Source organism: Micromonospora palomenae (genome assembly GCF_007829925.1).
GTDB lineage: Bacteria > Actinomycetota > Actinomycetes > Mycobacteriales > Micromonosporaceae > Micromonospora > Micromonospora purpureochromogenes.
Map to the genome: position 1 here is coordinate 817,646 of NZ_VIXA01000002.1, position 26,735 is coordinate 844,380.

Sequence of the window (26,735 nt, forward strand, 5' to 3'; positions counted from 1 at the left end):
GTGTCGAAAGACCCGTCGGCGCGGTCAGCCGGCGAAGAACTCGGGACCGCCGTCCGGCAGCGCCGGGGCCTCGCCGATCGCCGCGGCCCGCCGGGCGAACTCGCGCAGCCCGGCCACCTGCCGCTCGCCGAGGGAGAAGTCGAGGGTACGGAAGTACGTGGCGAGGGTCGCCGCATCGAACGGCTCCCAGCGGGCGGCCGACTCGGCCACCTGGTCCAGCTCGGCCAGGCACAGGTCACGGGAGCGCAGGAACGCCTCGTGCACCTCCTTGACCATGCCCGGGTGGGCGGCGGCGAAGTCGCGGCGTACCGCCCAGACGGCGAAGACCATCGGCAGTCCGGTCCACTCCCGCCAGGCCTGCCCGAGGTCGGTGACCTCCAGCCCTCGGCGCGGGGCCTCGTAGAGCGCGCGCAGCGCCACGTCGCCGATGAGCACGCCCGCGTCGGCCTCCAGCAGCATCTGGGTCAGGTCCGGCGGGCAGCGGAAGTAGTCGGGGCGGACGCCGTACCGCTCGCCGAGCAGGAGCTGGGCGAGGAGCACCCCGGTACGCGAGGTGGAGCCGAGCGCGACCCGGCCGCCGTCCAGCTCGGTGAGCGGCTTCGTGGAGACCACGTTGACCGAGAGCACCGGCCCGTCGCTGCCGACCGCGAGGTCGGGCAGGAGCAGCAGCTCGTCGGCGTGCCGCAGGTACTCCACGTGCGAGATGGGCCCGATGTCCAGGTCGCCGGCGACCAGCGCGGCGCTCAGCCGGTCCGGCGAGTCCTTGTGCAGGTCGACGTCGAGCAGCGCGCCGGAACGCATCAGCCCCCAGTAGATGGGCAGACAGTTCAGGAACTGGATGTGCCCGACCCGGGGGCGCGCCACGCGTTCAACCATGACCCGACGGTAGCCCCGCGCTCCTCGGCCTGCTCAGCGGCCCGGCACCGGAGTGGCCAACTCCGCACCCACCGCCCGTCCACCGGGCTCGGCCGCCACTGCCGGCTCGACCGGGCCGACGGCCGATCCCGCGCGCCGGACGGCGCGGACGACCACGGGCACGAACGCGAGCACCACCAGCAGGCCGGCGGCCCCGGCCACCGCGATCAACGGGCGCGGCGGCAGCACCGCCAGCAGCGCACCGCCGGCCAGGTACCCGGCCATCGAACCGCCCTGGACGGCCGCGCCGTAGGTGGCGTAGGCCCGGGCCCGCAGCGCCTCGGGGGCCCGCCGGGCGGTCAGCACGTTGGCGAAGACGTTCTCCCCGCCGTTCGCCGCTCCGCCCACCAGCCAGAGCGGGACCAGCAGTCCGGCCGCCGGCACGGCGGAGGCGAGGACCACCATCAGGCTGCAGCCGCCGAGGGTGGCCAGCACCCCGTACACCAGGGCGCCGTCGTCGGTGAGCCGGCGGGCCAGCCGCGCGGCGAGCCAGCTGCCCGGCAGCATGCCGGCCATCCAGGCCGCGCCGACCAGCCCGTAGATGGTGGCCGAGCTGTCCAGCGTGTCGCGGATGAAGAACACCTCGATCACGTTGATGCCGCCGATCGCGGCGATCACCGCGGCCGTGGTGACGACCACGGCCAGCAGCAGCGGGTCGCGGCGCAGCCGCCAGGCCGGCGCCGGTCCGGTGGTGGTCGCGGCCGTGGCGGTCGCGGTCCGCCGGCCACCCCGGCGGGTACGCAGCAGCAGGCCGGCGACCACCAGCGCGAGGTAGCTGACGGCGTCCAGCAGCAGCGGTACGCGGGTGCCGAACTGCCCGACCAGCAGCCCGGCGAGCACCGGCCCGGCGAGCGCGCCGAGAGAGACCGCGGTCTGGTTGACCGCGCTGGCCCGGGGCAGGTCGTCGGGGCGCACCATCGCCGGCAGCAGCGCGGCCAGGCAGGGCTGGGTGACCGCGAGCCCGCAGGCGAGCAGCGCGACCAGCCCGATGACCAGGACCGGATGCTCGGCGAAGGCGAGCAGGGCGCAGAGCGCGGCCTGCGCCAGGCCGACGGTGACCAGCAGCCGGCGGCTGTCCACCCGGTCGGCGAGCCGCCCGGCGAGCGGGGCGAGCACCACCAGCGGCAGGGTCGCGGCCAGCAGCAGCCCGGAGACGGCGAGCCCGCTGGCGCCGGCGGCCTGGAGGGCGAGCGCGAGCGCGGTGGCGGCGAGGAAGTCGCCGCAGATGGTGGTGCCCCGCGCGGTGGCGGCCAGCCAGACGTCGGACCACCGGGAACCGCCAGATGTGAAGGACATATTTCGAAAATAATCCTTCACACCTGATCGACACAACCCCCTACGCCAACGGCACCACCTTGTACTGCACCGCCACCGACCGCGCCCCGGCCGGCGGATCGGCCTGCCGGTTCCGCTGCCGGTACGGCCGGAGCAGGGCCAGCACCGCCTCGTTCAGCTCGGCCAACTCGGCGGCGGTGAGCAGCAGCATGCTGTCGTTGAACAGCGCCACGTCGTACCACTCGGGAGGCTCACCCGCGGCGCGCCGCAACCAGTCCCGGGTCCGCTCCATGTCCCGAGCGGCGTGCGCCTCGACCAGCGCCTGCTCGGCGGCGCGGGCTTCGGGGCCCGCGTCCTGGCCCGGATCGACGAACCAGCTCTGGCTGAAGGTGCGCCAGAGCCGCTCCCGCGCGTCGCCCCGGCTGGGCGCCTGCTCCACCAGGCCGGCCTTCGCCAGCGCCCGCAGGTGGTAGCTGGTCGCGCTCGGCGACATGCCGACCACCTCGGCGCACTCGGTGGCAGTCGCGCCGCCCTCCCGGGTGTTCAGGTGTTCCATGATCGCGATTCGGGCCGGATGGGCCAGCGCCCGCATCACCTGCGGGTCGCTGATCGTCATCCGGCGCTGCTCGGGCCGCGCCTCCGTCATGCCACCCATGATCCCGCCCCGCCGCCCGGCGGGACCAGCGCCGGTCCGTCCCGCCCGACACGGCCTGCCGTTCCACGCCCCTGCCGACTGCCCGCACCCACCGGCTGGGTCCTCGCAGCATCCTGTGGACCTGATGACGCAAACGACTCACCGGACCGGGTGCCGTCACGACTGTCGCCCGCCCTGTGCGATGCCCAGGTCGTGCCGAGCCGGGGCTGAATCGTTTGCGACATCAGCTCCAAAGCGACGTGTAGAGCACCGCAACCTCCCGAGGGCCGGGCTGCCGCCCGGCTCCCGACGCCGGCCAGTAGCTCGGGCGCAGGCGCCGGACCGGCGAGCGCGGCATGGGCGACCGGGGGTCGGCGTAAATGCGTGGCCGCCGTCGAGGGCGGGGCGTAACGTGGAGCGCCGCGCGCGGACCGCGCGCCTCTTCCTCACCGGGCACAGCCGGTACCGCGTCTGACGGAGCGCCGGGCGGCCCAGGTCAACCGATCCCACGAACGCCACCGGAAGGTCGCCTCGGATGACCCGTGCCGCCACGCCCACCACCGACCCCGTCCGACCCTCGACCGCCGCCGGCACCGACCCGGTCGACTCCCTGGACGCGCAACTCGCCGCCGAGCGGGCCCACCTGGACACCTCGCGCGCCGCGCTGCGCCGGATGCGGGAACGCGCCGAAGCCCTCTTCGCCACCGGCGACAAGGTCGCCGGGGACGCCTACACCGCCGAGCAGCTCGGCCGGCACATGGCCCGGCGGGTCAAGGAGCTGGCCGACGACCCGACCACCCCGCTCTTCTTCGGCCGGCTCGACTTCGGCCACACCGACCCTGACCATGCCGGACGCGAGTACCACGTCGGCCGGCGGCACGTCACCGACGAGCGGGGCGAGCCGCTGGTGCTGGACTGGCGGGCCCCGGTCTCCCGGTCGTTCTACCGGGCCAGCGCCCGGGACCCGCAGGGCGTCGCCGTCCGGCGGCGGTTCGGGTTCAGCGGCGGCGCACTGACCAGCTTCGAGGACGAACGCCTCGACCGGGGCGAGGAGCTGGGCACGGCCAGTCGGATCCTCACCGCCGAGATCGAGCGCCCGCGCGTCGGCCCGATGCGCGACATCGTCGCCACCATCCAGCCCGAGCAGGACGAACTGGTCCGGGCCGACCTGGCCGACTCGATCTGCGTGCAGGGCGCGCCGGGCACCGGCAAGACGGCCGTCGGGCTGCACCGGGCCGCGTACCTGCTCTACCTGCACCGGGAGCGGCTGCGCCGCTCGGGAGTGCTGATCGTCGGGCCGAACCGGGCGTTCCTGTCGTACATCGCGGCGGTGCTGCCGGCGCTCGGCGAGGTCGAGGTCGAGCAGGCCACGGTCGAGGACCTGGTCACCCGGGTGCCGGTGGGCGCGGTCGACCACCCCGCCGTGGCCACGCTGAAACACGACGTCCGGATGGCCGAGGTGCTGCGCCGGGCCGTCGACGCCCACATCGGCGCGCCGACCGAGCCGATCATGGTGTCCGACGGCTCGTTCCGCTGGCGGATCGGCCTCGACCCGCTGCACCGGGTGGTGGACGAGACCCGCCGGGAGGGCCTGCCGTACGCCACCGGCCGCGACCGCGTCCGGGCCCGGGTGGTGGGGCTGCTGCAGCGCCAGGCCGAGGCGCGCCGGGCCGAGTCACCCAGCGACGCCTGGCTGCGCCGGATGGCCAAGACCCGGCCGGTCACCGCCTTCCTGGACGCCGTCTGGCCGGCGCTCACCCCGGAGGGGCTGGTGCACACGCTGCTCGGCGACCCGCAGGCGCTCGCCGCCGCCGCCGCCGACGGGCTGCTCACGGCGGAGGAACAGGCGCTGCTGGGCGGCACCGACACCACCGCGCGGGCCGGGACGAAGCTCGGGCGCACCCCGCGGACGACGAAGTGGACCGCCGCCGACGCGGTGCTGATCGACGAGGCCGCCGGGCTGATCGAACGGCCCGCCGGCTTCGGGCACGTGGTGGTCGACGAGGCGCAGGACCTCTCCCCCATGCAGTGCCGGGCCATCGCCCGGCGCAGCGAGCACGGCTCGATCACCCTCCTCGGCGACCTGGCCCAGGGCACCGCCCCGTGGGCGGCCACCGACTGGCGGGAGTCCCTGACCCACCTGGGCAAGCCGGACGCGGCGGTGGTGCCGCTGAGCGTCGGCTTCCGGGTGCCGGCGGCGGTGGTCGCGTTCGCCAACCGGCTGCTGCCCGCGCTCGCCGTCGACGTACCCCCGGCGCGGTCGCTGCGCCGCGACGGCGGGCTGGACGTGCGTACCGTGACCGACCTGGACGCGGCGACCGTGGCCGAGGTGCGGGCGGCGCTCGCGCACGACGGTTCGGTCGGCGTGATCGCCGCCGACGACGCGGTGGACCGGCTCCGCGCGGCGCTGGCCGCCGCCGGTGTCCCGACCGCCACCGCCGACGACGTCGAGACCGCGGCGCGGGTCACCGTCGTCCCCGCGACGCTGGTCAAGGGCCTGGAGTACGACCACGTCGTGGTCGTCGAGCCGGCCGCGATCGTCGCCGCCGAACCGCGTGGCCTGCACCGCCTCTACGTGGTGCTGACCCGGGCGGTGTCCCGGCTGGCCGTGCTGCACACCGCGCCGCTGCCCGCCCCGCTGACCGCCCCGGCCGGCTGAGCGGGCCGGCGCGGCTGGCACCCGAGGGGTACAACCGGAGTCGGTACGTCCGTCCGGGTCCGCAACCTCGAGGAGCCCCGATGATCCTGGCCCGCGCCGAACAGGCCACCCGCCGGTACGGCGACGTGCTCGCCCTCGACCGGCTCGACCTGGAGGTACGCGCCGGCGAGCTGGTCGGCCTGCTCGGGCCGAACGGCGCCGGCAAGAGCACCCTGATCAACCTGCTGGTCGGGCTGCGCCGCCCCACCGCCGGCCGGGTGGAACTCTTCGGCGGCGACCCGCGCGACCCGGCGTCCCGCCGGCACCTCGGCGTCACCCCGCAGGAGACCGGCCTGCCCGGCACGCTGCGCGTCGGCGAGGTGGTCGACTTCGTCGCCGCGCACTTCCCCGACCCGGTGCCCAAGGCCGAACTGCTCGACCGCTTCGGCCTCACCGCGCAGGTGAGACGGCAGACCGGCGGCCTCTCCGGCGGCCAGCGCCGGCGGCTCGCCGTCGCGCTGGCCTTCCTCGGCCGGCCCCGGCTGGTGGTGCTCGACGAGCCGACCACCGGGCTGGACGTCGAGGCGCGGCACACCCTCTGGGAGGCGATCCGGGCCTTCCACGCCGACGGCGGGACGGTGCTGCTGAGCAGCCACTACCTGGAGGAGGTGGAGGCGCTGGCACACCGGGTGGTGGTGATGGGCCGGGGTCGGGTGCTCGCCGACGACACGGTGGCGGCGATCCGCGGCATCGTCGGCGTACGACGGGTCAGCCTGGTCGCCGACGCGTTGCCCGCGCTGCCCGGCGTGGTCGGCACCACCCACACCGACGGGCGTACCCACCTGCTCACCACGGACGCCGACCAGCTGGTGCGCGACCTGGTCACCGCCGGGGTGGCCTTCCGCGACCTGGAGGTGCGCCCCACCTCGCTGGAGGAGGCGTTCCTGGCCATCACCGCCGACGACGGGTCGACCCCCGCCGAACCCACCACGGTCTGAGAGGGGCACCCGTGCAGCTCGCCCTGGTCCACGCCCGCTACCAGCTGCTGGAGATCATGCGGATCCCGGTCGCGGTGGTGGGCAGCGCGTTCTTCCCCGCCGCCTCGATGCTCTTCTTCGTGGTGCCGTTCACCGGGGACGACCCGACCGCCGCCACCTACGCCACCGCCGCGATGGTCACCTTCTCGGTGCTCACCGCCAACATCTTCCAGTACGGCGTCGGGGTCTCCGAGGACCGCGCGCTGCCGTGGAACCCGTACACCCGGACGCTGCCGACCGGTCCGGCGGCACGCTTCGCCGGGCGGGTGCTGGCCGGCCTGGTGCTGACGTACCTGTCCATGCTGCCGGTGGTGGTGATCGCGGCGGTGGCCACCTCGGCCCGGGTCGGTGCGGTGCAGTTCCTGCTCGGCGCCGCCACGGTGGCCGTGATCTCGGTGCCGTTCACGCTGATGGGCCTGGCCATCGGGTACGCGCTGCCGAGCAAGGCGGCGATCGTGGTCGCGCAGGTGGTCTTCTTCCCGCTGGCCTTCGGCGGCGGGCTGCTCTCCGGCCCCGACACCGCGCCCGGTTTCATCCGGGCGATCGCCCCGTACCTGCCCACCCGGGGTGCGGTGGAGCTGATGTGGGCGGCGGTCACCGACTGGTCGCCGGACCAACGGGCGCTGGTCTCGCTGGGCGTCTGGGTGGTGGCGCTGGCGGCGCTCGCCGGCTGGGCGTACCGGCGGGACGAGGGTCGCCGGTACGGCTGACCTTTCGTCCGTTTCCCCCGCACCCGACGGCGGGACGGTGCCAGGATGCCGGCAGGGCGTGCCGTCGACGGCCGCCACCGGCGGAGAGGGGCCATCGTGAGCGGCGTCGAGCCCGGCACGCCCTGCTGGGCCGACCTGGCCACCCCCGACCTGGAGGACGCGAAACGCTTCTACCCCGAGCTGTTCGGCTGGACCGGCCGGGTCTCACCGGAGCCGGAGGCGGGCGGCTACACGATTTTCCTCAAGGACGGCCAGGCGGTGGCGGGCGCGGGACCGCCGGCCACCCCGGACCAGGTGCCGATCTGGTCCACGTACGTGGCCACCGACGACGCCGACCTGGCCGCCACCCGCGTCGAGGCGGCGGGCGGGCAGGTGCTGGTCGCCCCGTTCGACGTCTTCGGCCAGGGTCGGATGGGAGTCTTCGCGGACCCGGCCGGCGCGGTGTTCAGCGTCTGGCAGCCGATGGCGATGGCCGGCGCGGAGTTGTTCAACGTCCCCGGCGCGATGTGCTGGAACGAGCTGGTCACCCCGGACCCGGAGGGTGCGAAGGCCTTCTACGAGCTGGTCTTCGGCTGGCACCCGGAGGACGAGCCGATGGATCCGGTCCCCTACACCGGCTGGCGGTGCGGGGCGCGGATCGTGGCCGGCATGATGCCGCCGCTCGGCGACGAATTCCCCTCCGACATGCCGGCCTACTGGTCGGTCTACTTCGCGGTGGCGGACACCGACGCGACCGCCGCCCGGGCCGCCGCGATCGGCGGCACCATCCTCGTCCCGCCCCGGGACATCCCCCAGGGCCGCCTGGCTGCCCTCCGCGACCCGCAGGGCGCCCTCTTCTCCGTCATCACCCTCCCCTGACCCGCTGTCGGCGCCGAGTCGCCGGTCGAGCCGGTCGCAGGACCGGTCGGGGGTCAGTGGGGGCGGATCGGCACCACCAGCGGGCCGTGGTCGCCGTCGATGACGCGCACGTGGGCGCGGTAGTACGTGGCGAGAAGTTCCTGGGTGAGCACCTCGCGGGGTGGGCCGGCGGCGACCACCCGGCCGTCGGCGAGCAGCACCAGCCGGTCGGCGTACTCGCCGGCGACGGAGAGGTCGTGCATGGTGGCGAACACGGTCAGCCCGTGCGCCCGCCGCAACTGGTCGACCAGCTCCAGCACCTCCTGCTGGTGGCCGATGTCGAGTGCGCTGGTCGGCTCGTCCAGCAGCAGCAGGGTGGCGCCCTGGGCGAGCGCCCGGGCCAGGAAGACCCGCTGCCGCTCGCCGCCGGAGAGGGTGGCCAGCTCCCGGCCGTGGAACGCGGCCAGGTCCAGCCGGTCCAGCACCTCCCGCACGGCGGCCAGGTCGGCGGCGGACTCCCGCCCCAGCGGCGGAATGTACGGGGTGCGGCCGAGCAGGACGTAGTCGAGCACCGACATCCCGGCCGGCACCACCGGGGACTGGGCGACGGTGGCCACCACCCGGGCCCGCTCCCGGGGGCGCAGCGCGCGCAGCGGCGTACCGAAGAGGGAGACGGCGTGCGGCGCGGGCAGCAGGCCGCCGACGGCGCGCAGCAGGGTCGACTTGCCGGCGCCGTTCGGGCCGATCACGGTGACCCACTCGCCGGCCGCGACGGTCAGGTCGACCCCGGCGAGGATGGGCGCGCCGCCCAGTCGGACGTGCAGGTCGCGGACCTCGACGGCGGGCGTCACGACAGCACCCGCCGGGAGGTGCGCAGCACCAGGACGAAGAACGGGCCGCCGAGCAGCGCGGTGACCACGCCGATCGGGATCTCGGCCGGGGCGGCGACGGTGCGGGCCACCACGTCGGTCAGCGCCAGGAACGCGCCGCCGAAGAGCATCGACAGCGGCAGGATGACCCGGTAGCTGGACCCGGCGAGCAGCCGCACGGTGTGCGGGACGATGATCCCGACGAAGCCGATCAGCCCGGAGGCGGAGACCGCCGCCGCGGTGCCGAGCGAGGCGGCGGCGATCAGCAGGTAGCGGGAGCGCTGCGGGTGCAGCCCGAGGCTGGCCGCCTCGTCGTCGCCGAGCGACAGCACGTCCAGCTCGCGGCGGTGCAGCAGCACCACGACCGCGGTGAGCGCGAAGTACGGCAGGACCAGCAGCACGTCGTGCCAGCCGGCGGTGGCGAGCCGGCCGAGCAGCCAGGAGTAGACCAGCTGGATGCTGTCCGAATGCCGTTGCAGCAGGTACGTCTGCCCGGCCGAGAGGAACGCCGAGACCGCCACCCCGGCCAGGATCAGCGTCGCCGGGGACCGGCCGCGCGCGCCGGCCACCCCGAGCACGTACGTCATCGCCACCGCGCCGAGCGAGCCGACGAACGCGGCCAGCGGCACGGTCAGCGACAGCCCGGTCAGCGCCGCACCGGCCGCGCCGAGGGAGATCACTGCGGTGACCGCCAGCCCGGCGCCGGCCGCCACGCCGAGCAGGTACGGATCGGCCAGCGGGTTGCGGAACACCCCCTGGTACGCGCCGCCGGCCAGCGCGAGCAGCGCGCCGACCAGCAGGCCGAGCACCACCCGGGGCAGCCGCAGCTCGGTGACGATGGCGATCTCACCGGCGGTCAGGCCGCTGTCCAGGTGCACCCCGGGCAGCAGGTTGAGCAGTTCGGCGGCGACGCTGCCGGGCGGCAGGCTGACCGGGCCGAGCGACACCCCGGCGACGACCGCGACCAGCACCGCGACCAGCCCGGCGGCCAGCCAGCGCCGGCGCAGCCCGGCCGGCCTGGCCGTACCGGCGGTCGCCGGCTCGGCGACCGGCGGCGCGACCGGCGGACGGCCGGGATGCGACGCCGAGGCCGGGCGGTCCGGCGCGGGGCCGGCGGGGTGGCGGGAGGCGGGCACGCCGGTCGGCCGGGACGCGTCGGGCGTCCCGGCCGATCGGGGTCGCGTGGGTCGCACGGTCACCGGCGGCGAACGGTCACGCCGGCACCTTGGCGACCGCGTCGACGACCGTGCGGAGCTGGTCGACCACGCGCGGACCCCAGCGCGAGGCGATGTCGTCGTCGAGGACGACCACCTGGTTGTTCTTGACGGCGGTGATGCCGGCCCAGCCGCTGCGGGCCTTGACCGTCTCCGGGGTCTGCTGGCAGCACTTGGTGTCGGCCAGGAAGACGAAGTCCGGGTCGGCCTTGACGATCACTTCCTGGGAGAGCTGCGGGTAGCCGCCGTTCTTCCCGTCGGCGTCCGAGGCGTCGGCGATGTTCTCCAGGCCGGCGAGGGCGTAGATCGAGCCGATGAAGGTCTTGCTGGTCGCGGTGTAGAGCTCCGGGCCCAGCTCGTGGTAGTAGGTCAGCTTCTCCGACCGCTGCGGCAGGTCCTTGACCAGCTTGGCGATGTCGTCCTTCATCCGCTTGGTGACGTCGGCGGCCTCGGCCGGGTGACCGGTCAGCGCGCCCAGGTCGGTGATCTGCCGGTAGGAGTCGTCCAGGGTGGCCGCCGCCGGGGTGAGCAGCACCGGGATCTTCAGCGTGGTGAGCTGGTCGACGATCTTGTTGGTGTCGTTGGAGAGCACCACCAGGTCGGGCGTCTTGGCCGCGATCGCCTCGGCGTTGGGCTGGAAGCCGGACAGGTCGCTCTTCGGCGCCTCCGGCGGGTGGTTCGAGTTGTCGTCGACGGCGGTGACCTGCTTGCCGGCACCGATGGCGAAGAGCATCTCGGTCACGCTCGGCGACAGCGAGACGATCTTCTCGGGGCGCTTCTCCAGCGTCAGCTTGCCGACCGTGACGGGAAAGGTGGCCGCCGCGCTGCTGCTGCCGGCGGCGGGGGTGTCGTTCGAGGTCTTCTCGGCGCAGGCGCCGAGGGTCAGTGCGGCCACCGCGAGGGTCGCGGCGAGCAGCCGGGGGGTACGTCCGGACATCTGTCCTCCTGTCGGTCGAGGAGCGTGGTGCTTCGCCGACAGGAACCTGCGCACCCGTCCGCGAGGCGCCCTTCCTCGAGAGCGCGTGTCGCGACCACCGACGCAGGCGACCTGGCTCGTCCCCGCGCGGGGCGGGGCATCACAGTTGCGGGACAGCGCCGGTTTCGCACCGGCTTCGCTGCGGTTGGTCGGAGCCACGGTAGCGCACGACCAGCGGAGATCGTCCGGACGGGAGGGTGGGTGGGGCCCCGCCGGGGGCGGAACGGGACCCCACCCGGCTATCAGGAGCTGGTGATGGTGACGTTGTCCACAGCCGCCTCGACCAGGCTCGCGCCGGAGGCGTCCGCCGCCTCCACCACGATCCGCACCGACTGCCCGGCGTACGGCGTCAGGTTGAGGTTCGCCACCGCCCAGGCGGCGTCCCGGTCGGTGGCCGCACCCGCCTGGTTGAGCAGGGTGGCGGTGCCGCCGTTGTGGATCACGCTGACCCGCAGGTAGTCCGCCGACGAGGCGTTCGACCCGTGCGCCAGGTACCAGGCCAGCGAGAGGGTCAGCGTGCCGGTGGCCGGCAGGGTCACCGCCGGGGAACGGGCGCTGGTCACCCCGCCGTCGACGTCGTGGTCACCCGCCGCGGTGCCGGCGAGCCGGCCGGTGACCAGGTCGTTGGCGCCGGCGTACGGGACGAGCTGCTTGGCCCCGGAGGAGTTGGTCGCCTGGGCGGCGCCCCGCTCCCAGACCCCGGTGGTGGCGGTGTCCGTGCCGGCCGGGTTGGTGGTCCAGCCGGTGGCCGCCTCGAAGGTGTCCGACCAGATCGTGGTGCCGCCACCGCCGCCGCAGTACTGGGCCTGCTTGCCGATCGCCCGGTACGGGCAGTCGGCGTACTCCGAGAGCAGCAGCACCGCCTCGCGGTTGCGGGAGGTCTGCGCGGGGATCACCTCGTCCGGCGGGTAGAAGCCGCCGCCGGTGGCCGAGCCCGGGTACATCTCGAAGGTGTACGCCCAGATGCCGTGGGCGGCCCACATCCAGTCGATGCTGGTGCCGTCGGCGATGTAGAGGTCGCTGGACTGCTCCGGGGTGTAGCCGTTGGTGTTCGCCATCTGCTGGCCGATGGTGGCGAAGGTGCTGTACTGGTCGGCGCTCATCCCGGTGGGGGTGTTCGCGGTGGTGTAGCCGAACGGCCAGAGCACCAGCTGCGAGTACGTGTGGAAGTCGATGTTCGCCTTGATCTGCTGCGTCCCGCCGACCACCCGGCTGTTGACGAAGTTGCGCAGCGCGCTGGTCTCCGGGGCGGAGAAGGCGGACGGGCCGCGGTAGGTGTCCGACGAGGTGGTGCCGGACGAGCCGCCGCAGCAGCCCCACTGGTACGACCAGTTCCGGTTCAGGTCGGTGCCGACGGCGGTGGAGCCGCTGTTGGGCTGCCGGTTCTTCCGCCAGGAGCGGTACGAGCCGGTGGCGATGTCGTACTCGCTGCCGTCGGGGTTGACCGTCGGGACGATCCAGATCTCCCGAGAGTTGACGACGTTGGTGATCCGGGAGTCGCTGCCGTAGCTGTCGGTGAAGAGGTTGAGCAGGTAGATCGCCATCTCGACGGTCAGGTGCTCCCGGGCGTGCTGCTGGGCGTTGAAGAGGATCTCCGGTTCGTTCTCGTCGGTGCCGACGTTGTCGGAGATCTTCACCGCCATCAGGTCGCGGCCCTCGTACGACGTACCGATGCTGATCTTGCGGGCGATGGCCGCGTGGTCCGCGACCGCCTGGTTCACGACGGCGGTCAGCTCCGCGTAGTCGTGGTAGTTGGAGTCGGCCGGCGGGAAGGCGAGGGTGCCGGCATGGTCGTGGGGAGTCGGGGCGGGGTCGGACTCCAGCCGGAAGCCCAGCCGGGTGATCGCCGCCGCCTCGGCCCGGGTGGCGGAGACGTGCAGCACGCCGTGCTCGGAGTAGTCGATCGCCGCGCCGGTGCGGGCGACGGCGTTCCGATCGGCCACGGTGCGCGGGCCGAGCACCCGGTAGCCGGCGGCGGCCGGTTCCGGGTCCGGGGCGGGGCGGGCGGAGACCGGCCCGGTGGCGACGGTGACGAGGCCGAGCCCGACGGCGACGGCCAGCGCCAGCCGGCGGCGGAGTGGGAACGTGCGGAGGGCCATGGACAACCTCCTCGGGGTACGGGAGATCCCGTTGTCCGCACACTTCACCAGGAGTCACATGGTCATATCAACATCCATCACTTCCATGGTCCATCTCAGCCAGATCCTCTCGCCGGCAATAATTTTCCATGTCTGGACATCTGGCGGAACTTCCCTCCGAGCGGGACAGTGAACGGGAACGATTCCCCACCTCGCGGAGTTGCCATGGCCAGCACATCCCTGCGCGCCCTCGCCCTCGCCGGCGTCGCCGCGCTCACCCTCCTCGGCACCGCCGTCCCGACCCAGGCCGATCCGGTCACCGCCCTCGTCCACGACGAGCAGATCACCTGGCAGGACTGGACCAGCGACACCGACTGGGCGACCGGCGACGCCGCCGGCACGGTGGTCACCGCCGCCGGGCTCAGCCTCGGCACCCCGGTCGGCACCGCCGTCTACAAAGATCCGCACAGCAGAAGCAAGCGGAGCTGGGCGTACGGCACCTGGACGTCACCGGTGACCGACGTCGGCTTCGACGCCACCGAGCTGGTCGCCTCCTGGAACGCGGACACCCCGGCCGGCACCTGGATCCAGGTCGAGCTCCAGGGCACCTACACCACCGGCACCCACACCCCCTGGTACGTGATGGGGCGCTGGGCCTCCGGCGACGCCGACATCAAGCGGACCACCGTCGACAAGCAGGGCGACAAGACCTCGAGCATCTGGACCGACACCTTCGCCATCGACGACGCCGCCGCCGGGGTGCTGCTCCGGGCGTACCAGCTGCGACTGACCCTCTACCGGGACCCGGCGGGCACCGCGTCGCCGGTGGTCCGCATGGTCGGCGCGATGGGCTCGCACGTGCCCGACCGGTTCACCGTCACGCCGAGCGCCGGCGGCATCGCCTGGGGCACCGAGCTGGCCGTGCCGCGCTACTCGCAGAACATCCACTCCGGCCACTACCCGGAGTACGACGGGGGCGGCGAGGCCTGGTGCTCGCCCACCTCGACCGAGATGGTCATCGAGTACTGGGGCCGCAGGCCCTCGGCGGCCGACACGTCCTGGGTGGACCCCGCCTACCCGGACCCGACGGTCAACCACGCCGCCCGGATGACCTACGACTACCAGTACGACGGCGCCGGCAACTGGCCGTTCAACACCGCGTACGCGGCCAGCTTCCCGGGCCTGGAGGGGCGGGTGACCCGGCTGCACTCGCTGGACGAGCTGGAGCGCTTCATCGCCGCCGGCATCCCCGTCGTGACCAGCCAGTCCTTCCTCGCCAGCGAGCTGGACGGGGCGGGCTACGGCACCTCCGGGCACCTGATGGTGGTGGTCGGCTTCACCGCTGACGGTGACGTCATCGCCAACGACCCCGCCTCGTCCAGCAACGAGGCGGTCCGGAACGTCTACCAGCGGGAGCAGTTCGAGCAGATCTGGCTGCGGACGAAGCGGACCACCGCCAGCGGCGGCACCGGCAGTGGCTCCGGCGGCATCGCCTACCTGATCAAGCCGACCGACGTGCCGTGGCCCGTTGTCGCGGGGTCCACCAACTGGTGAAAGCCGGCACCGACGCGACGAGCCCGGCACGAGTTCCGTGCCGGGCTCGTCCGTGGGGCTTGTTCGGTAGGGGCTCGCCGGTCAGGGCGGGCCGTCAGGATTCCTGGCCGTGGCTCAGCGCGACGAGGCGAACGTGGTGGGCGGAGCGGACGTCTCATCGGCGGCGGTCCGCCGCCGACGGACCGTGCGGACGATGATGACCACCCAGGCCACCGCGGCGACCACACCGGCCAGGGTCAGCCCCGTGGCCAGCAGGTACGTGGATCCGCCCGTGGTGGAGAAGACGCCCTTGCGGGCACCCGTGTCGCGCGCCTCGGCCGTGCCGCCCTTGGCCAGGCCGTCCGGCGCGTCGTAGAGGATGACGTCGGTGCGCCCGGCACCGCCGTCCGTGGCCACGAAGTCCCCGTGCCACTCGCAGTTACGCCGTCCGCATTCTTCGTTGACGGCGGTGAAGGTTCCCGCCGTACCGCTGCCGCCCTTGGCCTGCCAGGCCGGCACGAGGTCGGTGGCGCCCATCATCAGCCCGATGCCGGCGATGACCGGCAGCCCGATCCAGACGAAAACCTTCGTCCGCCACCCGTTGATCTTGTCCATGGCGGCAGACCCTAGCGGGGCCGCCCCGATTTCGCTGCCCCGTCGCCGGCTATCCCTCGCGGTGCGGGTCCGCCTGGTCGGGCTGGTCGTCGCCGGCCAGCGCCGACCGGAGCCGCTCCTTCTCGGCGCGCCGCCGCTCGGCCGCGAGGGCCATCTCCTCGGCCATCTCGTCCCGCCAGCCGCGCAGCAGGAAGAACGAGGCGGCGGCGGAGAACGCCAGCGCCAGCATCAGCTTGAGGAAGACGTTCATGTCGACCGGCCAGAGGGCCAGCACGACCACCACGAACAGCCCGATCCGGCCCAGCGTGTACTTGACCGCCGCGCTCACGTTTCCACTCCGTTCTCCGCCGCCGGGGTGACCCGGGTCGGGTTCAGCCCGTGCGTCGGGCCAGCCAGTGCACGCCTTGGAACCAGAGCACCGCGTACACCAGGGTGAACGCGAGGGCGGCCAGGCCGCCGGTGAGCAGCGGCGCCAGACCGGCCGCCACCCCGGCGACCAGCAGCCCGCCGACCACCGCAACCACGGCGGCGACCAGCGCCGCCACCACCCGGGCCGCGCCGAACTCCCAGGCCCGGAAGTCGTCCCAGTACAGCCACGCCGGCAGGATCACCGCCAGCCAGCCGTTGGTGCGCCCGAACTCCCCCGCGCCGATCGACGCGAAGGCCCAGTCGAACAGCACCAGCGCCAGCATCCCGATGACCCACCCGGCGAGGCTGACCCCGAGCAGGTCGCCCAGGGTGAGGACCCGCCCCTCGGCGTCCCGCCGGGGGAATCCGCTCCGCTGCTCGGTCATGGTGCTCTGAGGATACGGCCGGATCAGGCCCAGACCTGCTGGGGCTCGGAACGCCGCTCGGCCAGCGACGGGGCCTTGTCGTACTCCCGGACCACGTTGTAGCGGGTGTCCCGCTCGACGGGCTGGAAGCCGGCATCCCAGATCAGGTGCAGCAGGTCGTCCCGGTGCATGGTGTTCGGGGTGCCGTACGAGTCGGCGTCGTGGGTGATCTTGTATTCCACGACCGAGCCGTCCAGGTCGTCCACGCCGAAGTTGAGCGACAGCTGAGCGACCGAGAGGCCGTGCATCACCCAGAAGCACTTCACGTGCGGCACGTTGTCGAAGAGCAGCCGGGAGACCGCGAAGGTCTTCAGCGACTCGGCCGGCGACGCCATCGTGGTCTGCGCCTGGATCCGGTTACGGATCTTGCCGTCCGCCGAGTCGACGAAGTCGTGCTGGTAGCGCAGCGGGATGAAGACCGCGAAGCCGCCGGTCTCGTCCTGCAGCTCGCGCAGCCGCAGCACGTGGTCGACCCGGTGCCGGGGCTCCTCGATGTGGCCGTAGAGCATCGTCGACGGCGTCTTCATGCCCTTCGAGTGGGCCAGTCGGTGGATCCGCGACCAGTCCTCCCAGTGGCACTCGTGGTCGACGATGTGCTGCCGGACCTCCCAGTCGAAGATCTCCGCGCCACCGCCGGTCAGCGACTCCAGGCCGGCGTCCATCAGCTCGTCGAGGATCTCGTCGGCGCTCAGCCCGCTGATCTTCTCGAACCACTGCACCTCGGTGGCGGTGAAGCACTTGAGCTTGACGTTCGGCAGCGCCGCCTTCAGCTCGCGCAGCACCTTCGGGTAGTAGCGCCACGGCAGGGTCGGGTGCAGGCCGTTGACGATGTGCAGCTCGGTGAGCTGCTCGTCCTCCATCTCCTTGGCCTTGCGTACGGCCTCGTCGATGCGCATCGTGTACGCGTCCTTCTCGCCCGGCTTGCGCTGGAACGAGCAGTACGCGCAGGAGGCGGAGCAGACGTTGGTCAGGTTGAGGTGCCGGTTGACGTTGAACATCACCCGGTCGCCGTTGAGCTCGGTACGGCGGTGGTGGGCCAGCCGCCCCAGCCAGGCCAGGTCGTCGCTGTCGTAGAGCGCGATCCCGTCCTCCCGGGTCAGCCGCTCACCGGCGTACACCTTCGCTTCGAGCTCGCGCTTGAGTCCGGCGTCCATCGAAAGCCACGTCCCTTCCACCTGTGTCCCGGTCGAGCCTACGTCGGGCCCCCGACGAGCCGGCAGCACGGGCACCGCCAGCGACGTACTTCACCGGACTCTCAGGTACCCGTGACCGGGCGACGCATCGACATACCTGCCTCGGTGCGGTAAGACAGGGTGGGGCGCGACACACACTGGTAGCGTCCCGGTCGCCGCGCCCACCGTGCGCGGCACGAGCGCGCCGGACGGGGAGCGGAATGGTCGACAGCGGGCACGGGCGACGGCAGCGACGACGCAGGAGCCCGGTGATCTCGCCGGTGCTGCGTCCCGCGCTCTGGTCGGCCCTGCTCGGCGCCGTCGCCGCGATGGCCCTGGCCACCCCCGCGTACGCCGAGCCGGCGCTGCCCAACGCCGTTCCCGACACCGGTTCCCGCCCGGTGGCCACCGGCGGCCTGCGCCTGCCCGGTGCCGCCCCGGGCCTGCCCGGCGGCGTGACCGGCCTGCCCACCGGCGGGCCGACCCTGCCGGTCGGCGGGCTCGTCGCCAGCCCGCTGCTGGCCCAGATCACCGCCCTCGAGACGCAGAACGGCCAGCTCGGCGACCAGCTGCTCGGGCTCCGCCAGCAGCGCGACGACGCCCGCACGCAGCTCACCGCCGCCGAGAGTGAGCTGGCCCGGGCCCGCGACGCCCTGGCCGCCGCCCAGCAGCGCGCCGACTCCGTGGCCGCCGACGCCTTCAAGGCCGCCGCCGCCCTGCCGCCCGGCGGGATCGCCGAGGACCTCGAGGGGCTGAGCCGCCTGTCGCGGATCTCCCGCGGCGAGCAGTCCGAGGGCACCACCACCGCCGCCGCCGGCGAGCTGTCCCGCACCCGCACCGCCGAGCAGGTCGCCACCCAGGCGGTCGCCTCCGCGCAGGACCGGGTCCGCCGGGCGGAGGAGCAGTTCACCGCGGTGGAGAAGGCGCTGCGGGAGAACGAGCGGAAGCTGGTCAAGCTCCGCGCGGACAACCAGGCCCAGCTGATCGAGCTGGAACGGCAGCAGGAGGCCGCCGAGCAGAAGCTCGGTGCCGCGTACGTCGAGGGGCAGAGCGCCACCGGCCTGATCGCCAGCCCGCAGGCCCTCGCCGCCGTCCGGTACGCGCTGGCGCAGCTCGGCGACCCGTACCTCTGGTCGGCCGAGGGGCCGGACCGGTTCGACTGCTCCGGTCTGATGTGGGCGGCGTACCGCTCGGCCGGCTACTACGACCTGCCCCGCGTCTCCCGGGACCAGTACTACGCCACCCGGGCCCGCTCGGTGGACCGCAGCGCCCTGCTCCCCGGCGACCTGCTCTTCTTCGCCTCGGGCAGCAGCTGGACGACCATCCACCACGTCGGCATGTACATCGGCGGCGGCAAGATGGTGCAGGCACCGTCCACCGGCGACGTCGTGAAGATCTCCACGGTCCGGTGGTCCGGCCTGTACGCCGCCACCCGGGTCGTCGGGGCGGTACCCGCGCCGGCCACCCCGCCGCCGCCCGTCACGCCCACCACGCCGGCCCCCAGGCCGACGGGGTCGACGTCGCCGAAGCCGACCACTCCGGCGCCGAAGCCTTCGCCCACCTCCACGAAGGCGCCCAGCCGGCCGCCGACCACGCCCACCACGCCGCCGGCGTCGCCGTCGCCGTCGCAGAGCCCGTCGCCGTCGCCGAGCCCGTCGGACTCGGGCGCGCCGAGCCCGACGACCAGCAGCGCACAGCCGAGCACCGCGCCGAGCAGCCTGGCCCCGGAAAGCAGCGCCCCGGCGTCGACCTCGGCCTCCGCCTCGGCGAGCACCGGCGCCTGACCCGGCACGCTCCGGCCGACACCCGCCCGGTACGCGCTCCGGCTGTGCCGGCGGGGAGGAATGTGGCACCGTGACATCCAGGCACATCCGTCCCGGTGTCACGGGTGCGGGTGCGAGCGCGGCGCGGAGGGCGAGCATGGGCGAGCGACAGAATCCGGCGGAGACCGTCGACCGCGGATCCGTGCCCGAACCGGCCGCCACGACCGGTGCCGCCCCGACCGGACGCTCCGAGGTCGACGGACCGCGGGCGGACGTCGCGTCGAGCGCGCCCGACGCCGCTCCGGCCGCACCCGATGCCGCGCCGGCCGCCCCGGACGCCTCGCCGGCCGCGTCCGACGCCGGGCCGGCAGCGGACCGCTCGGAAGGAAGCGCGCACGCGGACGCCCCGCCGGCCGTGTCCCAGCCGTCGCCGTCCGCCGCGCCCGCCCGCGCCCGGGCCAGCGTCGCCACCGTGACCGCGCCACCGCAGGACGGAGGCCTGCCGGGGCCGCCCGCCGCCGGCACCACCTACCGGGCCGGCGCGTCGGAGAGCGCCCGGGCTGCCGCGTCGGAGAGCGCCCGGGCCGGCGGGGAGAGCGCCGCCGACCGGGCCGAGGGTTCCGGCTGGGCACGCGTCCCGACCGGCTCCGCGCCCGTGGTGGGCGCCGCGTCGGTACCCGGGCAGCGCGGCGTTGGCTCGACGCCGGGCACCCGGGCCAGCGCCTCCGTGCCGGGGCTGAGCCGGATCTCGGCCGAGGAGGCCGCCGCCGGCGCGGCCGGCGCGGTCGCCCGGGCCGGTGGCGGAGCCGCCACGGTCTACCGGTCGACGCCGGTCAACCCGGAACCGCCCGAGCCCGCCCAGCCCCCGGAGCCGGCCCAGCCGCCCACCCCGCCGACGCCCGAGCCGGAGCCCGCACCGGCCCCGGAGCCGCCCAGGCCGGCGCCCGCGCCCACGCCCGCCCCGCCCGCACCGGCGCCGACCCCGGAACCGCCGGTGCCCGGGCCGTTCCCCCCGCCGGTGCCCCCGCTGCCGCGCCCGACCCCGCCCCCCGGCCCGCGCCCGACCCCGCCCGGACCGGTTCCGCCCGTGCCCGGCCCGCCGGTACCCCCGCCCGGGCCGGCGGTGCCCCCGCCGCCGCCCCCGCCGGGCCCGATGCCGGCCCCGCCGTTCCCGCCGCCGCCGGCCATGCCGGGCGCGGGCACGCCGGTCTCCGCCCCGCCCGCCGCGCCGCCGTTCCGGGCCGCCGCGCAGGTCTCCGCGCCACCCGCCCGGGCCGCCGCGCCCGTCTCGGCCCCGCCGGCCCCGCCGGCCCCGCCGGCCCCACCGGCTGCGCCGGCTGCGCCGGTCCGGCCGGCGTCGGCCCCCGTCGAGCGCCCCGCCTGGGGTACGCCGGCCGCCGGCGGCCTCGGCCGTCCCGGTACGCCCTACCGGGGCGGCCCGGACCTGGCCAGCACCGTCTACGGCGGCACCGAGGGGCCGGGCTTCGCCACGGTCTCCTTCCCGGCCGGCAACCCGCTGGAGAACTCCGGCTCGCTGACCGGGCACATCCTGGCCCAGGGTTGGGCCGACACGCCCGCCGAACGGTCCCGCACGACCCGGGTGGTGGTCGTCCTGGCGGCCTCGCTGGGCCTGCTGGTGGCGATCAGCGTGCTGGTCGTCCTGCTCGCCAACGACGCCATGGACGGGCTGGTGGGCAACATCCTGAACAAGTGAACGCGTGCGGTTCGGGCCACGCCGTCCGGTCCGTGGGCGTACGCGGGGCGAGGGTGAGCCCGCCCACTACCCCCTCGCGATCGACTGGCGGCGTCGCCGGGCCGCCGTACACTTGTGGAGATCACTGACCCGGCGCGCGTGGTGCGCGCCCATGGGCGATCTTGCGGGCGATTCGGCGGCGTGCAGCCGCAGCGGGCCATCGCGAAGATGCGCCCCGCTCGAAAGGCATTTCTTGACCACCTTCGCTGACCCCGGCACCACTCCGTCCGTCCTCGACCCGACCGTCGGGGACACCCCCGCCGCCGACGTCGACTTCGCCGACCTCGGCCTGCCCCGGCCGCTGGTCGAGGCGCTCGCCCGACAGGGCATCACCACCCCGTTCGAGATCCAGCGGGCCACCATGCCCGACGCGCTCGCCGGCCGGGACGTGCTCGGCCGGGGCCAGACCGGCTCCGGCAAGACCCTCGCCTTCGGGCTGCCGCTGATCGCCCGGCTCGCCGACCGCAACCGGGCCCGTCCGCTGCACCCCCGGGCCCTGGTGCTGGTCCCCACCCGGGAACTCGCCATGCAGGTCAACGACGCCCTGATGCCGCTCGGCAAGGCCGTCGGCATCTTCCTCAAGACCGCCGTCGGCGGGGTGCCGTACGACCGGCAGATCGACGCGCTGCGCCGTGGCGTGGAGATCGTCGTGGCCACCCCGGGCCGGCTCGGCGACCTGATCAACCGGGGCGTGTGCCACCTCGACGACGTCGAGGTGACCGTCCTCGACGAGGCCGACCAGATGGCCGACATGGGCTTCCTGCCCGAGGTGACCGAACTGCTGGCGAAGACGCCGGCGGGCGGCCAGCGGCTGCTCTTCTCGGCCACTCTGGACGGTGACGTGGACTCGCTGGTCAAGCGGTTCATGACCGACCCGGTGACCCACTCGACCGCCCCGTCGACCGCGTCGGTGTCCACCATGGACCACCACATGCTGCTGATCCCGCCGCACGACAAGTTCGCGGTGGCGGCGTCCATCGCGGCCCGCGACGGCCGGACCATGCTCTTCGCGCGTACCCAGCTCGGGGTGGACCGGCTGGTCGAGCAGCTCGCCGCGGTGGGCGTACGGGCCGGTGGCCTGCACGGCGGCAAGACCCAGCGGATGCGTACCAAGACGCTGGCCGAGTTCCGTGAGGGCCGGATGAACGTCCTGGTCGCCACGGACGTGGCCGCCCGGGGCATCCACGTCGACGGGGTCTCCCTGGTGCTGCACATCGACCCGCCGAAGGACCCGAAGGACTACCTGCACCGCGCGGGCCGTACCGCCCGGGCCGGCGAGTCCGGCGCGGTGGCGACCCTGGTGCTGCCCAAGCAGCGCCGCACCACGCTGGCCATGATGGAGAAGGCCGGCGTCGCGCCGGCCGAGACCCGGGTCCGCGTCGGCGACCCGACCCTGGCCGAGCTGACCGGTGCCCGCGAGCCCAGCGGCGTCCCGGTCCGCGAGGAGCCGGAGCCGCGCCGTGCCGGCGGGCAGCGCCGCTACGGCGACCGCCCGACCGGGGAGCGTCGCTACGGCGACCGCCCGGACCGGGGCGAGCGGCGTTACGGCGACCGGCCGACCGGCGAGCGCCGGTTCGGTGACCGGGACGGGCGCGGCGAGCGCTTCGGCGAGCGCCGCTTCGACCGCCCGGCGGGCGAGCGTTCCTTCGGCGACCGGGGCCAGCGCGGCTTCGACGGCCGCAGCGACCGGCCGGCGGGCGAGCGTTCCTTCGGCGACCGGGGCGACCGGAGCTACGCCGACCGCCCCCAGGGCGATCGGCGCTACGGCGACCGCGACGGGCGCGGCGAGCGCTTCGGCGAGCGGCGCTTCGACGGTCGGAGCGACCGCCCGGCGGGCGAGCGTTCCTTCGGTGACCGGGGCGAGCGACGCTTCGACGGCCGGGGTGACCGGCCGGCCGGCGACCGCTCGTTCGGCGACCGGGGCCAGCGCGGCTTCGGCGACCGCACCGACCGCCCGGCCGGCGAGCACCGCTACGCCGACCGCGGCGAGCGTTTCGGCGACCGGCCGCAGGGCGATCGGCGCTTCGGCGGCGAGCAGCGCGGCACCGAGCGCCGGGGCGGGTTCCGCCCCGAGGTGCGGGGCGACGACCGGCCGCGCGACGACCGGCGTGGCTTCGGCGGCCGGCCGCCGGCGCGTACCCACTGATCCGTCCGACCACCCGGAACGCCGTCGCGGAGCTCGCGCTCCGCGGCGGCGTTTTCGCATGCGCTGCCGCTGTCGGCCGGCTGGCGTAACGTCCGAATCATGCCGAGGTCACTCTTCTGGAGCCGGACGGACATCGCCGGTGCCGAGCACGCCGTCCTGGACGACGGCCCCGGGTTCGTCGCGCACGGCACCCAGGTCGCCGTGGACCCCATCGGATGGACGTGCCGCTACCAGCTCACCGCCGGCGCGGACGGGGCCACCAGGTCGCTGGAGGTGACGGCCGAGGGGGCGGGCTGGTCGCGGCGGGTGAAGCTGGAGCGCGGCGCGGACGGCTGGCGGGTGACCACCGCCGAGCAGGGCGACCTCGACGCGGCGCTGCGGGCCGCCGGGCAGCCACCGGCCGGGCTGCCGGGCGCCGACGACCCGGACCGGCTGTACGACGCCCTCGACGTCGACCTGAGCGGGTCGCCGCTCTTCAACGCCCTGCCGGTCCGGCGGCTGGGGCTGACCGGGGCGACGCCGGACCTGCCGCACACGGTCACCGTGGCGTGGGTGCTGGTGCCGAGCCTGGAGGTGGTCGCCGCCGAGCAGGTCTACACCCCGCTCGGGCCGGGGCGGGTCCGGTTCGCCAGCGACGGCTTCCGGGCCGAGCTGACCCTCGACGCCGACGGCCTGGTGCTGCACTATCCCGGGCTGGCCGAGCGGGTCGACGCCCGCTGAGCCGGCCGGTTCAGGCCGGCCAGGCGCCGCTGTCGAGGAACCGTTCGATCGTGGCCAGGTGCGGGGCCAGGTCCAGCCCCTGCGCGGCCACCCAGGCGTCGTCGTAGTAGGTGCGGGCGTACCGGTCGCCGGCGTCGCAGATCAGGGTGACCACCGAGCCGGTCCGCCCGACGGCGAGCATCTCGGCGATCAGCCCGAAGGCGCCCCAGAGGTTGGTGCCGGTGGAGCCGCCGACCTTGCGACCGAGCACGGCCGAGCCAGCGCGCATGGCGGCCAGCGAGGCGGCGTCCGGGACCTGGGTCATCCGGTCCACCACCGAGGGCAGGAAGGACGCCTCGACGGTCGGCCGCCCGATCCCCTCGATCCGCGAGCCGCGACCGGTGCGAACAGACCAGTCGGCGGCCTGCCAGGCCGGGTAGAACGCCGAGTTCTCCGGGTCGACCACGCAGAGCTTGGTGGGTAGCCGCCGGTAGCGGGCGTACCGGCCGATGGTGGCACTGGTGCCGCCGGTGCCGGCGCCCACCACGACCCACGCCGGGATCGGGTGCCGCTCCAACGAGAGCTGCGCGTAGATCGACTCGGCGATGTTGTTGTTGCCCCGCCAGTCGGTGGCCCGCTCGGCGTAGGTGAACTGGTCCATGAAGTGCCCGCCGCTGTCCTCGGCCAGCCAGCGCGCCTCGATCACCACCTTGGCCGGGTCCTCGACCAGGTGGCAGCGCCCGCCGTGGAACTCGATCTGGGCGATCTTCTCGGGTGAGGTGGAGGCGGGCATCACCGCCACGAACGGCAGCTCCAGCATCCGGGCAAAGTACGCCTCGGAGACCGCCGTGGAGCCGGAGGACGCCTCGATGATGGTGGTCTCCGGGCCGATCCAGCCGTTGCAGAGCCCGTAGAGGAAGAGCGAGCGGGCCAGCCGGTGCTTGAGCGAGCCGGTGGGGTGGACCGACTCGTCCTTGAGGTAGAGGTCGATCCCCCAGGCCCGGGGCAGCGGGAAGGGCAGCAGGTGGGTGTCGGCGGAGCGGTTGGCGTCCGCCTCGACCGTGGCGATCGCCTCGGTCACCCAGATCCGGCTGGCCTCGTCGCACCGGTCGAGATGAGTCACGCCGGCAACGTTACAAGTGAGCTCAGCTCCCGTCCGGCCCGACCCGGTGCCGCTGCCGGCGCTGCCCGGCCCGGCCGGCGGCCCGGATCACCGGGGTCAGCGCGAGCGCCAGCCGCGGCAGCGCGTCCAGCAGCCGTACCTGCGCGCCGCGCCAGCGCGGCAGGCTGACCACCGGACGGGGGTGCCGGGCCAGCCGGGCGGCCCGCGCCGCGACCCGCTGCGGGGTCAGCATCGTCCCGGTGAAGGAGGCCAGCGCCCCCGGGTCGTCGAGCCGGTCGTGCAGCATCGGCGTCCAGATGCCGTCCGGGCACAGGCACGACACGTGTACGTCGGTCAGGCCGGCCATCCGCAGGTCGGCCAGGGTGCCGAGGCTGAACGCCAGCAGCGCGTGCTTGCTGGCCGCGTAGACGGTCTCGCCGGGCGCGGCGATCAGCCCGGCGAGGGAGACGACGTTGAGCACGTGCCCGTGCCCCTGCGCGCGCATCACGGCCAGCGCGGCCAGGGTGCCGGTCATCGCGCCGAGCGCGTTCACCTCGACCACCCGTCGCCGGGTCGCCGCGTCGTGCTCCCAGGACGGCCCGGTGACCAGGATGCCGGCGTTGTTGACCCAGAGCCCGAGCCCGCCGGCCGTCCCGCCGGCCGCCTCGGCGGCGACCTCGGCGCAGGCCGCCTCGTCGCGCACGTCCAGCGCCCGGGACCAGCCACCGAGCGGCGCGGCGGCGGTGGCGGCCGCGTCGGCGTCCAGGTCGGTCAGGAGTACGGTCCAGCCGTCGGCGTGCAGCGCGGCGGCGATGGCCCGGCCCAGCCCGCCGGCCGCACCGGTGACCACGGCGGCGCCGCGTACGGGGGTCGTCATCGGCGCAAGGTATCGCCGCCGGGCGGGCGACGCCAGAGCCGGACGGTCAGCTCCCGGGCGACCCGAGCGGCTGCGGGCGGTTCTCCCACTTGGTCGACAGAGCGATGCCGGTACGGGTGGACGCCACGCCCGGGGTGCGGTTGAGCCGCACGATCAGCGCCTCCAGCTCGGCGATGGTGCCGACCCGCGCCTTGAGCAGGAAGGACTCGACGCCGGCCATGAAGTAGCAGGATTCGATCTCGGGCATCTGGCGGAACGCCTCCAGCACGTCGTCGGTGTCCCCGCCGGAGTCCTCGACGATGCCGATCAGCGCGGTCACGCCGAGCCCGACCGCCTCCGGCTCCACCTCCGCCCGGTATGCCCGGATCACGCCGCCGGACTCCAGCTTGCCGACCCGCTCGTGCACGGCCGGGGCGGAGAGGCCGACCTGCCGGGCGAGTTCGGCGTACGACAGTCGGGCGTTGCCGCGCAGCAGGTCGACGAGGCTCAGGTCGATGGCGTCCACGGAAGGTGACCCTAGCCGTCCGGGCGTAACGTCGGGCGGCCGGCACCCGTTGAATATGACAGTGCGTCACAGTTCGCAGACTGAGGGTGAAGGGGGCTCCGCGCCGGTACCATTTACTAACTTCCCACTCAGTGCGTTTTTCGCGTTTGGCGGACAGGCCAGGTCGCTGGTGCTGTAATTGCCATACGTCCCTCATGACGGCTCTGGGCTCGCACCGGCCGGGGGCAGTGTGTTCAGCCGGGGGCTTCGTCGACGCGAGGAGGGGGCTGTGGACACTGGAGATCGCCTGCTGACACCGGGTGAGGTCGCCGCGTTGTTTCGGGTTGACCCGAAGACTGTGACGCGTTGGGCGGCGGCCGGCCGGATCGGCAGCATCCGGACTCCAGGCGGGCATCGCCGGTTTCGGGAATCCGAGGTGCGGGCCCTGCTGGAAGGGGAGGGCATGCTGGACGAGGGGGAGGACATCGGCAAGCCGCGCAATGTCGGTCCCACCGCCTCGACCGGACCGGGGCCGGCCAACGCCGGGATGTACTGAATGGTGCGAGACGGATCGC

24 protein-coding genes and 1 riboswitch are annotated in these 26,735 nt (G+C 74.4%); of the genes, 10 read left to right on the forward strand and 14 right to left on the reverse strand.

Going from position 1 to position 26,735, the window contains the following annotated elements:
• Positions 1 to 24: 24 nt before the first annotated feature.
• From FHX75_RS14825 to FHX75_RS14835, 3 genes are read right to left on the reverse strand one after another with little or no spacing between them, the layout of a single operon-like run.
• Positions 25 to 876, reverse strand: coding sequence for a menaquinone biosynthetic enzyme MqnA/MqnD family protein (locus tag FHX75_RS14825; RefSeq protein ID WP_154940391.1), 852 nt, complete (start codon positions 874 to 876; stop codon positions 25 to 27).
• Between the two features lie 33 nt (positions 877 to 909).
• Complete coding sequence (locus tag FHX75_RS14830) at positions 910 to 2,211, reverse strand: MFS transporter (protein ID WP_154940393.1); 1,302 nt, start codon at positions 2,209 to 2,211, stop codon at positions 910 to 912.
• Positions 2,212 to 2,251: 40 nt separating this feature from the next.
• Positions 2,252 to 2,836, reverse strand: a complete 585-nt coding sequence (locus FHX75_RS14835; protein WP_154940395.1) for an ArsR/SmtB family transcription factor — start codon at positions 2,834 to 2,836, stop codon at positions 2,252 to 2,254.
• 523 nt (positions 2,837 to 3,359) lie between these two features.
• Here FHX75_RS14835 and FHX75_RS14840 point away from each other — a divergent pair.
• The 4 genes from FHX75_RS14840 (at position 3,360) to FHX75_RS14855 (ending at position 8,067) form a co-directional block, all read left to right on the forward strand.
• Complete coding sequence (locus FHX75_RS14840) at positions 3,360 to 5,483, forward strand: HelD family protein (RefSeq protein ID WP_246158068.1); 2,124 nt, start codon at positions 3,360 to 3,362, stop codon at positions 5,481 to 5,483.
• Between the two features lie 80 nt (positions 5,484 to 5,563).
• The gene (locus tag FHX75_RS14845) at positions 5,564 to 6,460 is read left to right on the forward strand and encodes an ABC transporter ATP-binding protein (protein ID WP_154940397.1); all 897 of its coding nucleotides are present in this window, start codon (positions 5,564 to 5,566) and stop codon (positions 6,458 to 6,460) included.
• A gap of 11 nt (positions 6,461 to 6,471) precedes the next feature.
• The gene (locus tag FHX75_RS14850) at positions 6,472 to 7,209 is read left to right on the forward strand and encodes an ABC transporter permease (RefSeq protein ID WP_154940398.1); all 738 of its coding nucleotides are present in this window, start codon (positions 6,472 to 6,474) and stop codon (positions 7,207 to 7,209) included.
• 96 nt (positions 7,210 to 7,305) lie between these two features.
• Positions 7,306 to 8,067, forward strand: coding sequence for a VOC family protein (locus FHX75_RS14855; RefSeq protein ID WP_154940400.1), 762 nt, complete (start codon positions 7,306 to 7,308; stop codon positions 8,065 to 8,067).
• Between the two features lie 53 nt (positions 8,068 to 8,120).
• On the opposite strand, the gene FHX75_RS14860 is transcribed toward FHX75_RS14855, so the two are convergent.
• The 4 genes from FHX75_RS14860 to FHX75_RS14875 form a co-directional block, all read right to left on the reverse strand.
• On the reverse strand, positions 8,121 to 8,897 hold the full coding sequence (locus FHX75_RS14860; protein ID WP_154940402.1) for an ABC transporter ATP-binding protein: 777 nt from the start codon (positions 8,895 to 8,897) through the stop codon (positions 8,121 to 8,123).
• Positions 8,894 to 9,922, reverse strand: a complete 1,029-nt coding sequence (locus FHX75_RS14865) for a FecCD family ABC transporter permease (RefSeq protein ID WP_211364517.1) — start codon at positions 9,920 to 9,922, stop codon at positions 8,894 to 8,896. The genes FHX75_RS14860 and FHX75_RS14865 overlap by 4 nt, the downstream gene beginning before the upstream one ends.
• Positions 9,923 to 10,127: 205 nt before the next feature.
• Entirely contained in the window at positions 10,128 to 11,066 is a 939-nt protein-coding gene (locus tag FHX75_RS14870; RefSeq protein ID WP_154940404.1) for an ABC transporter substrate-binding protein, read from the reverse strand.
• Between the two features lie 110 nt (positions 11,067 to 11,176).
• A riboswitch (cobalamin riboswitch) is annotated at positions 11,177 to 11,240 on the reverse strand.
• 107 nt (positions 11,241 to 11,347) lie between these two features.
• On the reverse strand, positions 11,348 to 13,204 hold the full coding sequence (locus FHX75_RS14875; RefSeq protein WP_154940406.1) for a M14 family metallopeptidase: 1,857 nt from the start codon (positions 13,202 to 13,204) through the stop codon (positions 11,348 to 11,350).
• A gap of 204 nt (positions 13,205 to 13,408) precedes the next feature.
• On the opposite strand from FHX75_RS14875, the gene FHX75_RS14880 reads away from it, so the two are divergent.
• On the forward strand, positions 13,409 to 14,737 hold the full coding sequence (locus FHX75_RS14880; RefSeq protein ID WP_154940408.1) for a peptidase C39 family protein: 1,329 nt from the start codon (positions 13,409 to 13,411) through the stop codon (positions 14,735 to 14,737).
• Between the two features lie 114 nt (positions 14,738 to 14,851).
• Here the strand turns inward: FHX75_RS14880 and FHX75_RS14885 are convergent, their stop codons facing one another.
• The 4 genes from FHX75_RS14885 to mqnE are packed head-to-tail and all read right to left on the reverse strand — an operon-like array spanning position 14,852 to position 17,318.
• On the reverse strand, positions 14,852 to 15,331 hold the full coding sequence (locus FHX75_RS14885) for a hypothetical protein (protein WP_154940410.1): 480 nt from the start codon (positions 15,329 to 15,331) through the stop codon (positions 14,852 to 14,854).
• Between the two features lie 49 nt (positions 15,332 to 15,380).
• Positions 15,381 to 15,659: a DUF4229 domain-containing protein gene (locus FHX75_RS14890; protein ID WP_154940412.1), complete on the reverse strand. Its 279-nt coding sequence runs from the start codon at positions 15,657 to 15,659 to the stop codon at positions 15,381 to 15,383.
• Positions 15,660 to 15,702: 43 nt separating this feature from the next.
• Positions 15,703 to 16,125, reverse strand: a complete 423-nt coding sequence (locus tag FHX75_RS14895; protein ID WP_154940414.1) for a hypothetical protein — start codon at positions 16,123 to 16,125, stop codon at positions 15,703 to 15,705.
• Positions 16,126 to 16,148: 23 nt separating this feature from the next.
• Positions 16,149 to 17,318, reverse strand: a complete 1,170-nt coding sequence (gene mqnE, locus FHX75_RS14900) for an aminofutalosine synthase MqnE (protein WP_154940416.1) — start codon at positions 17,316 to 17,318, stop codon at positions 16,149 to 16,151.
• 239 nt (positions 17,319 to 17,557) lie between these two features.
• Between mqnE and FHX75_RS14905 the strand changes: the two genes are divergently transcribed.
• The 4 genes from FHX75_RS14905 to FHX75_RS14920 all read left to right on the forward strand — a co-directional run bounded on the left by FHX75_RS14905 (position 17,558) and on the right by FHX75_RS14920 (position 23,718).
• Positions 17,558 to 19,120, forward strand: a complete 1,563-nt coding sequence (locus FHX75_RS14905) for a C40 family peptidase (RefSeq protein WP_154940418.1) — start codon at positions 17,558 to 17,560, stop codon at positions 19,118 to 19,120.
• Between the two features lie 136 nt (positions 19,121 to 19,256).
• Positions 19,257 to 20,813 (forward strand): hypothetical protein, encoded by a 1,557-nt coding sequence (locus FHX75_RS31640; RefSeq protein ID WP_154940420.1) that lies wholly within the window; start codon positions 19,257 to 19,259, stop codon positions 20,811 to 20,813.
• Between the two features lie 232 nt (positions 20,814 to 21,045).
• Positions 21,046 to 22,998: a DEAD/DEAH box helicase gene (locus tag FHX75_RS14915; protein WP_154940422.1), complete on the forward strand. Its 1,953-nt coding sequence runs from the start codon at positions 21,046 to 21,048 to the stop codon at positions 22,996 to 22,998.
• A 99-nt stretch (positions 22,999 to 23,097) separates the two neighbouring features.
• Positions 23,098 to 23,718, forward strand: a complete 621-nt coding sequence (locus FHX75_RS14920; protein ID WP_154940424.1) for a putative glycolipid-binding domain-containing protein — start codon at positions 23,098 to 23,100, stop codon at positions 23,716 to 23,718.
• A gap of 10 nt (positions 23,719 to 23,728) precedes the next feature.
• Here FHX75_RS14920 and cds1 read toward each other — a convergent pair whose 3' ends face one another.
• The 3 genes from cds1 to FHX75_RS14935 are packed head-to-tail and all read right to left on the reverse strand — an operon-like array spanning position 23,729 to position 26,181.
• Positions 23,729 to 24,820: an L-cysteine desulfhydrase Cds1 gene (gene cds1, locus FHX75_RS14925; RefSeq protein WP_154940426.1), complete on the reverse strand. Its 1,092-nt coding sequence runs from the start codon at positions 24,818 to 24,820 to the stop codon at positions 23,729 to 23,731.
• Between the two features lie 22 nt (positions 24,821 to 24,842).
• The gene (locus FHX75_RS14930) at positions 24,843 to 25,676 is read right to left on the reverse strand and encodes an SDR family NAD(P)-dependent oxidoreductase (RefSeq protein WP_154940428.1); all 834 of its coding nucleotides are present in this window, start codon (positions 25,674 to 25,676) and stop codon (positions 24,843 to 24,845) included.
• Between the two features lie 46 nt (positions 25,677 to 25,722).
• Positions 25,723 to 26,181, reverse strand: a complete 459-nt coding sequence (locus FHX75_RS14935) for an Lrp/AsnC family transcriptional regulator (RefSeq protein WP_154940430.1) — start codon at positions 26,179 to 26,181, stop codon at positions 25,723 to 25,725.
• Between the two features lie 268 nt (positions 26,182 to 26,449).
• Between FHX75_RS14935 and FHX75_RS14940 the strand changes: the two genes are divergently transcribed.
• Positions 26,450 to 26,716 carry a BldC family transcriptional regulator gene (locus FHX75_RS14940; protein WP_154940432.1) on the forward strand — a complete coding sequence of 89 codons (267 nt, stop codon included), beginning with the start codon at positions 26,450 to 26,452 and terminating at the stop codon, positions 26,714 to 26,716.
• Positions 26,717 to 26,735 lie beyond the last annotated feature (19 nt).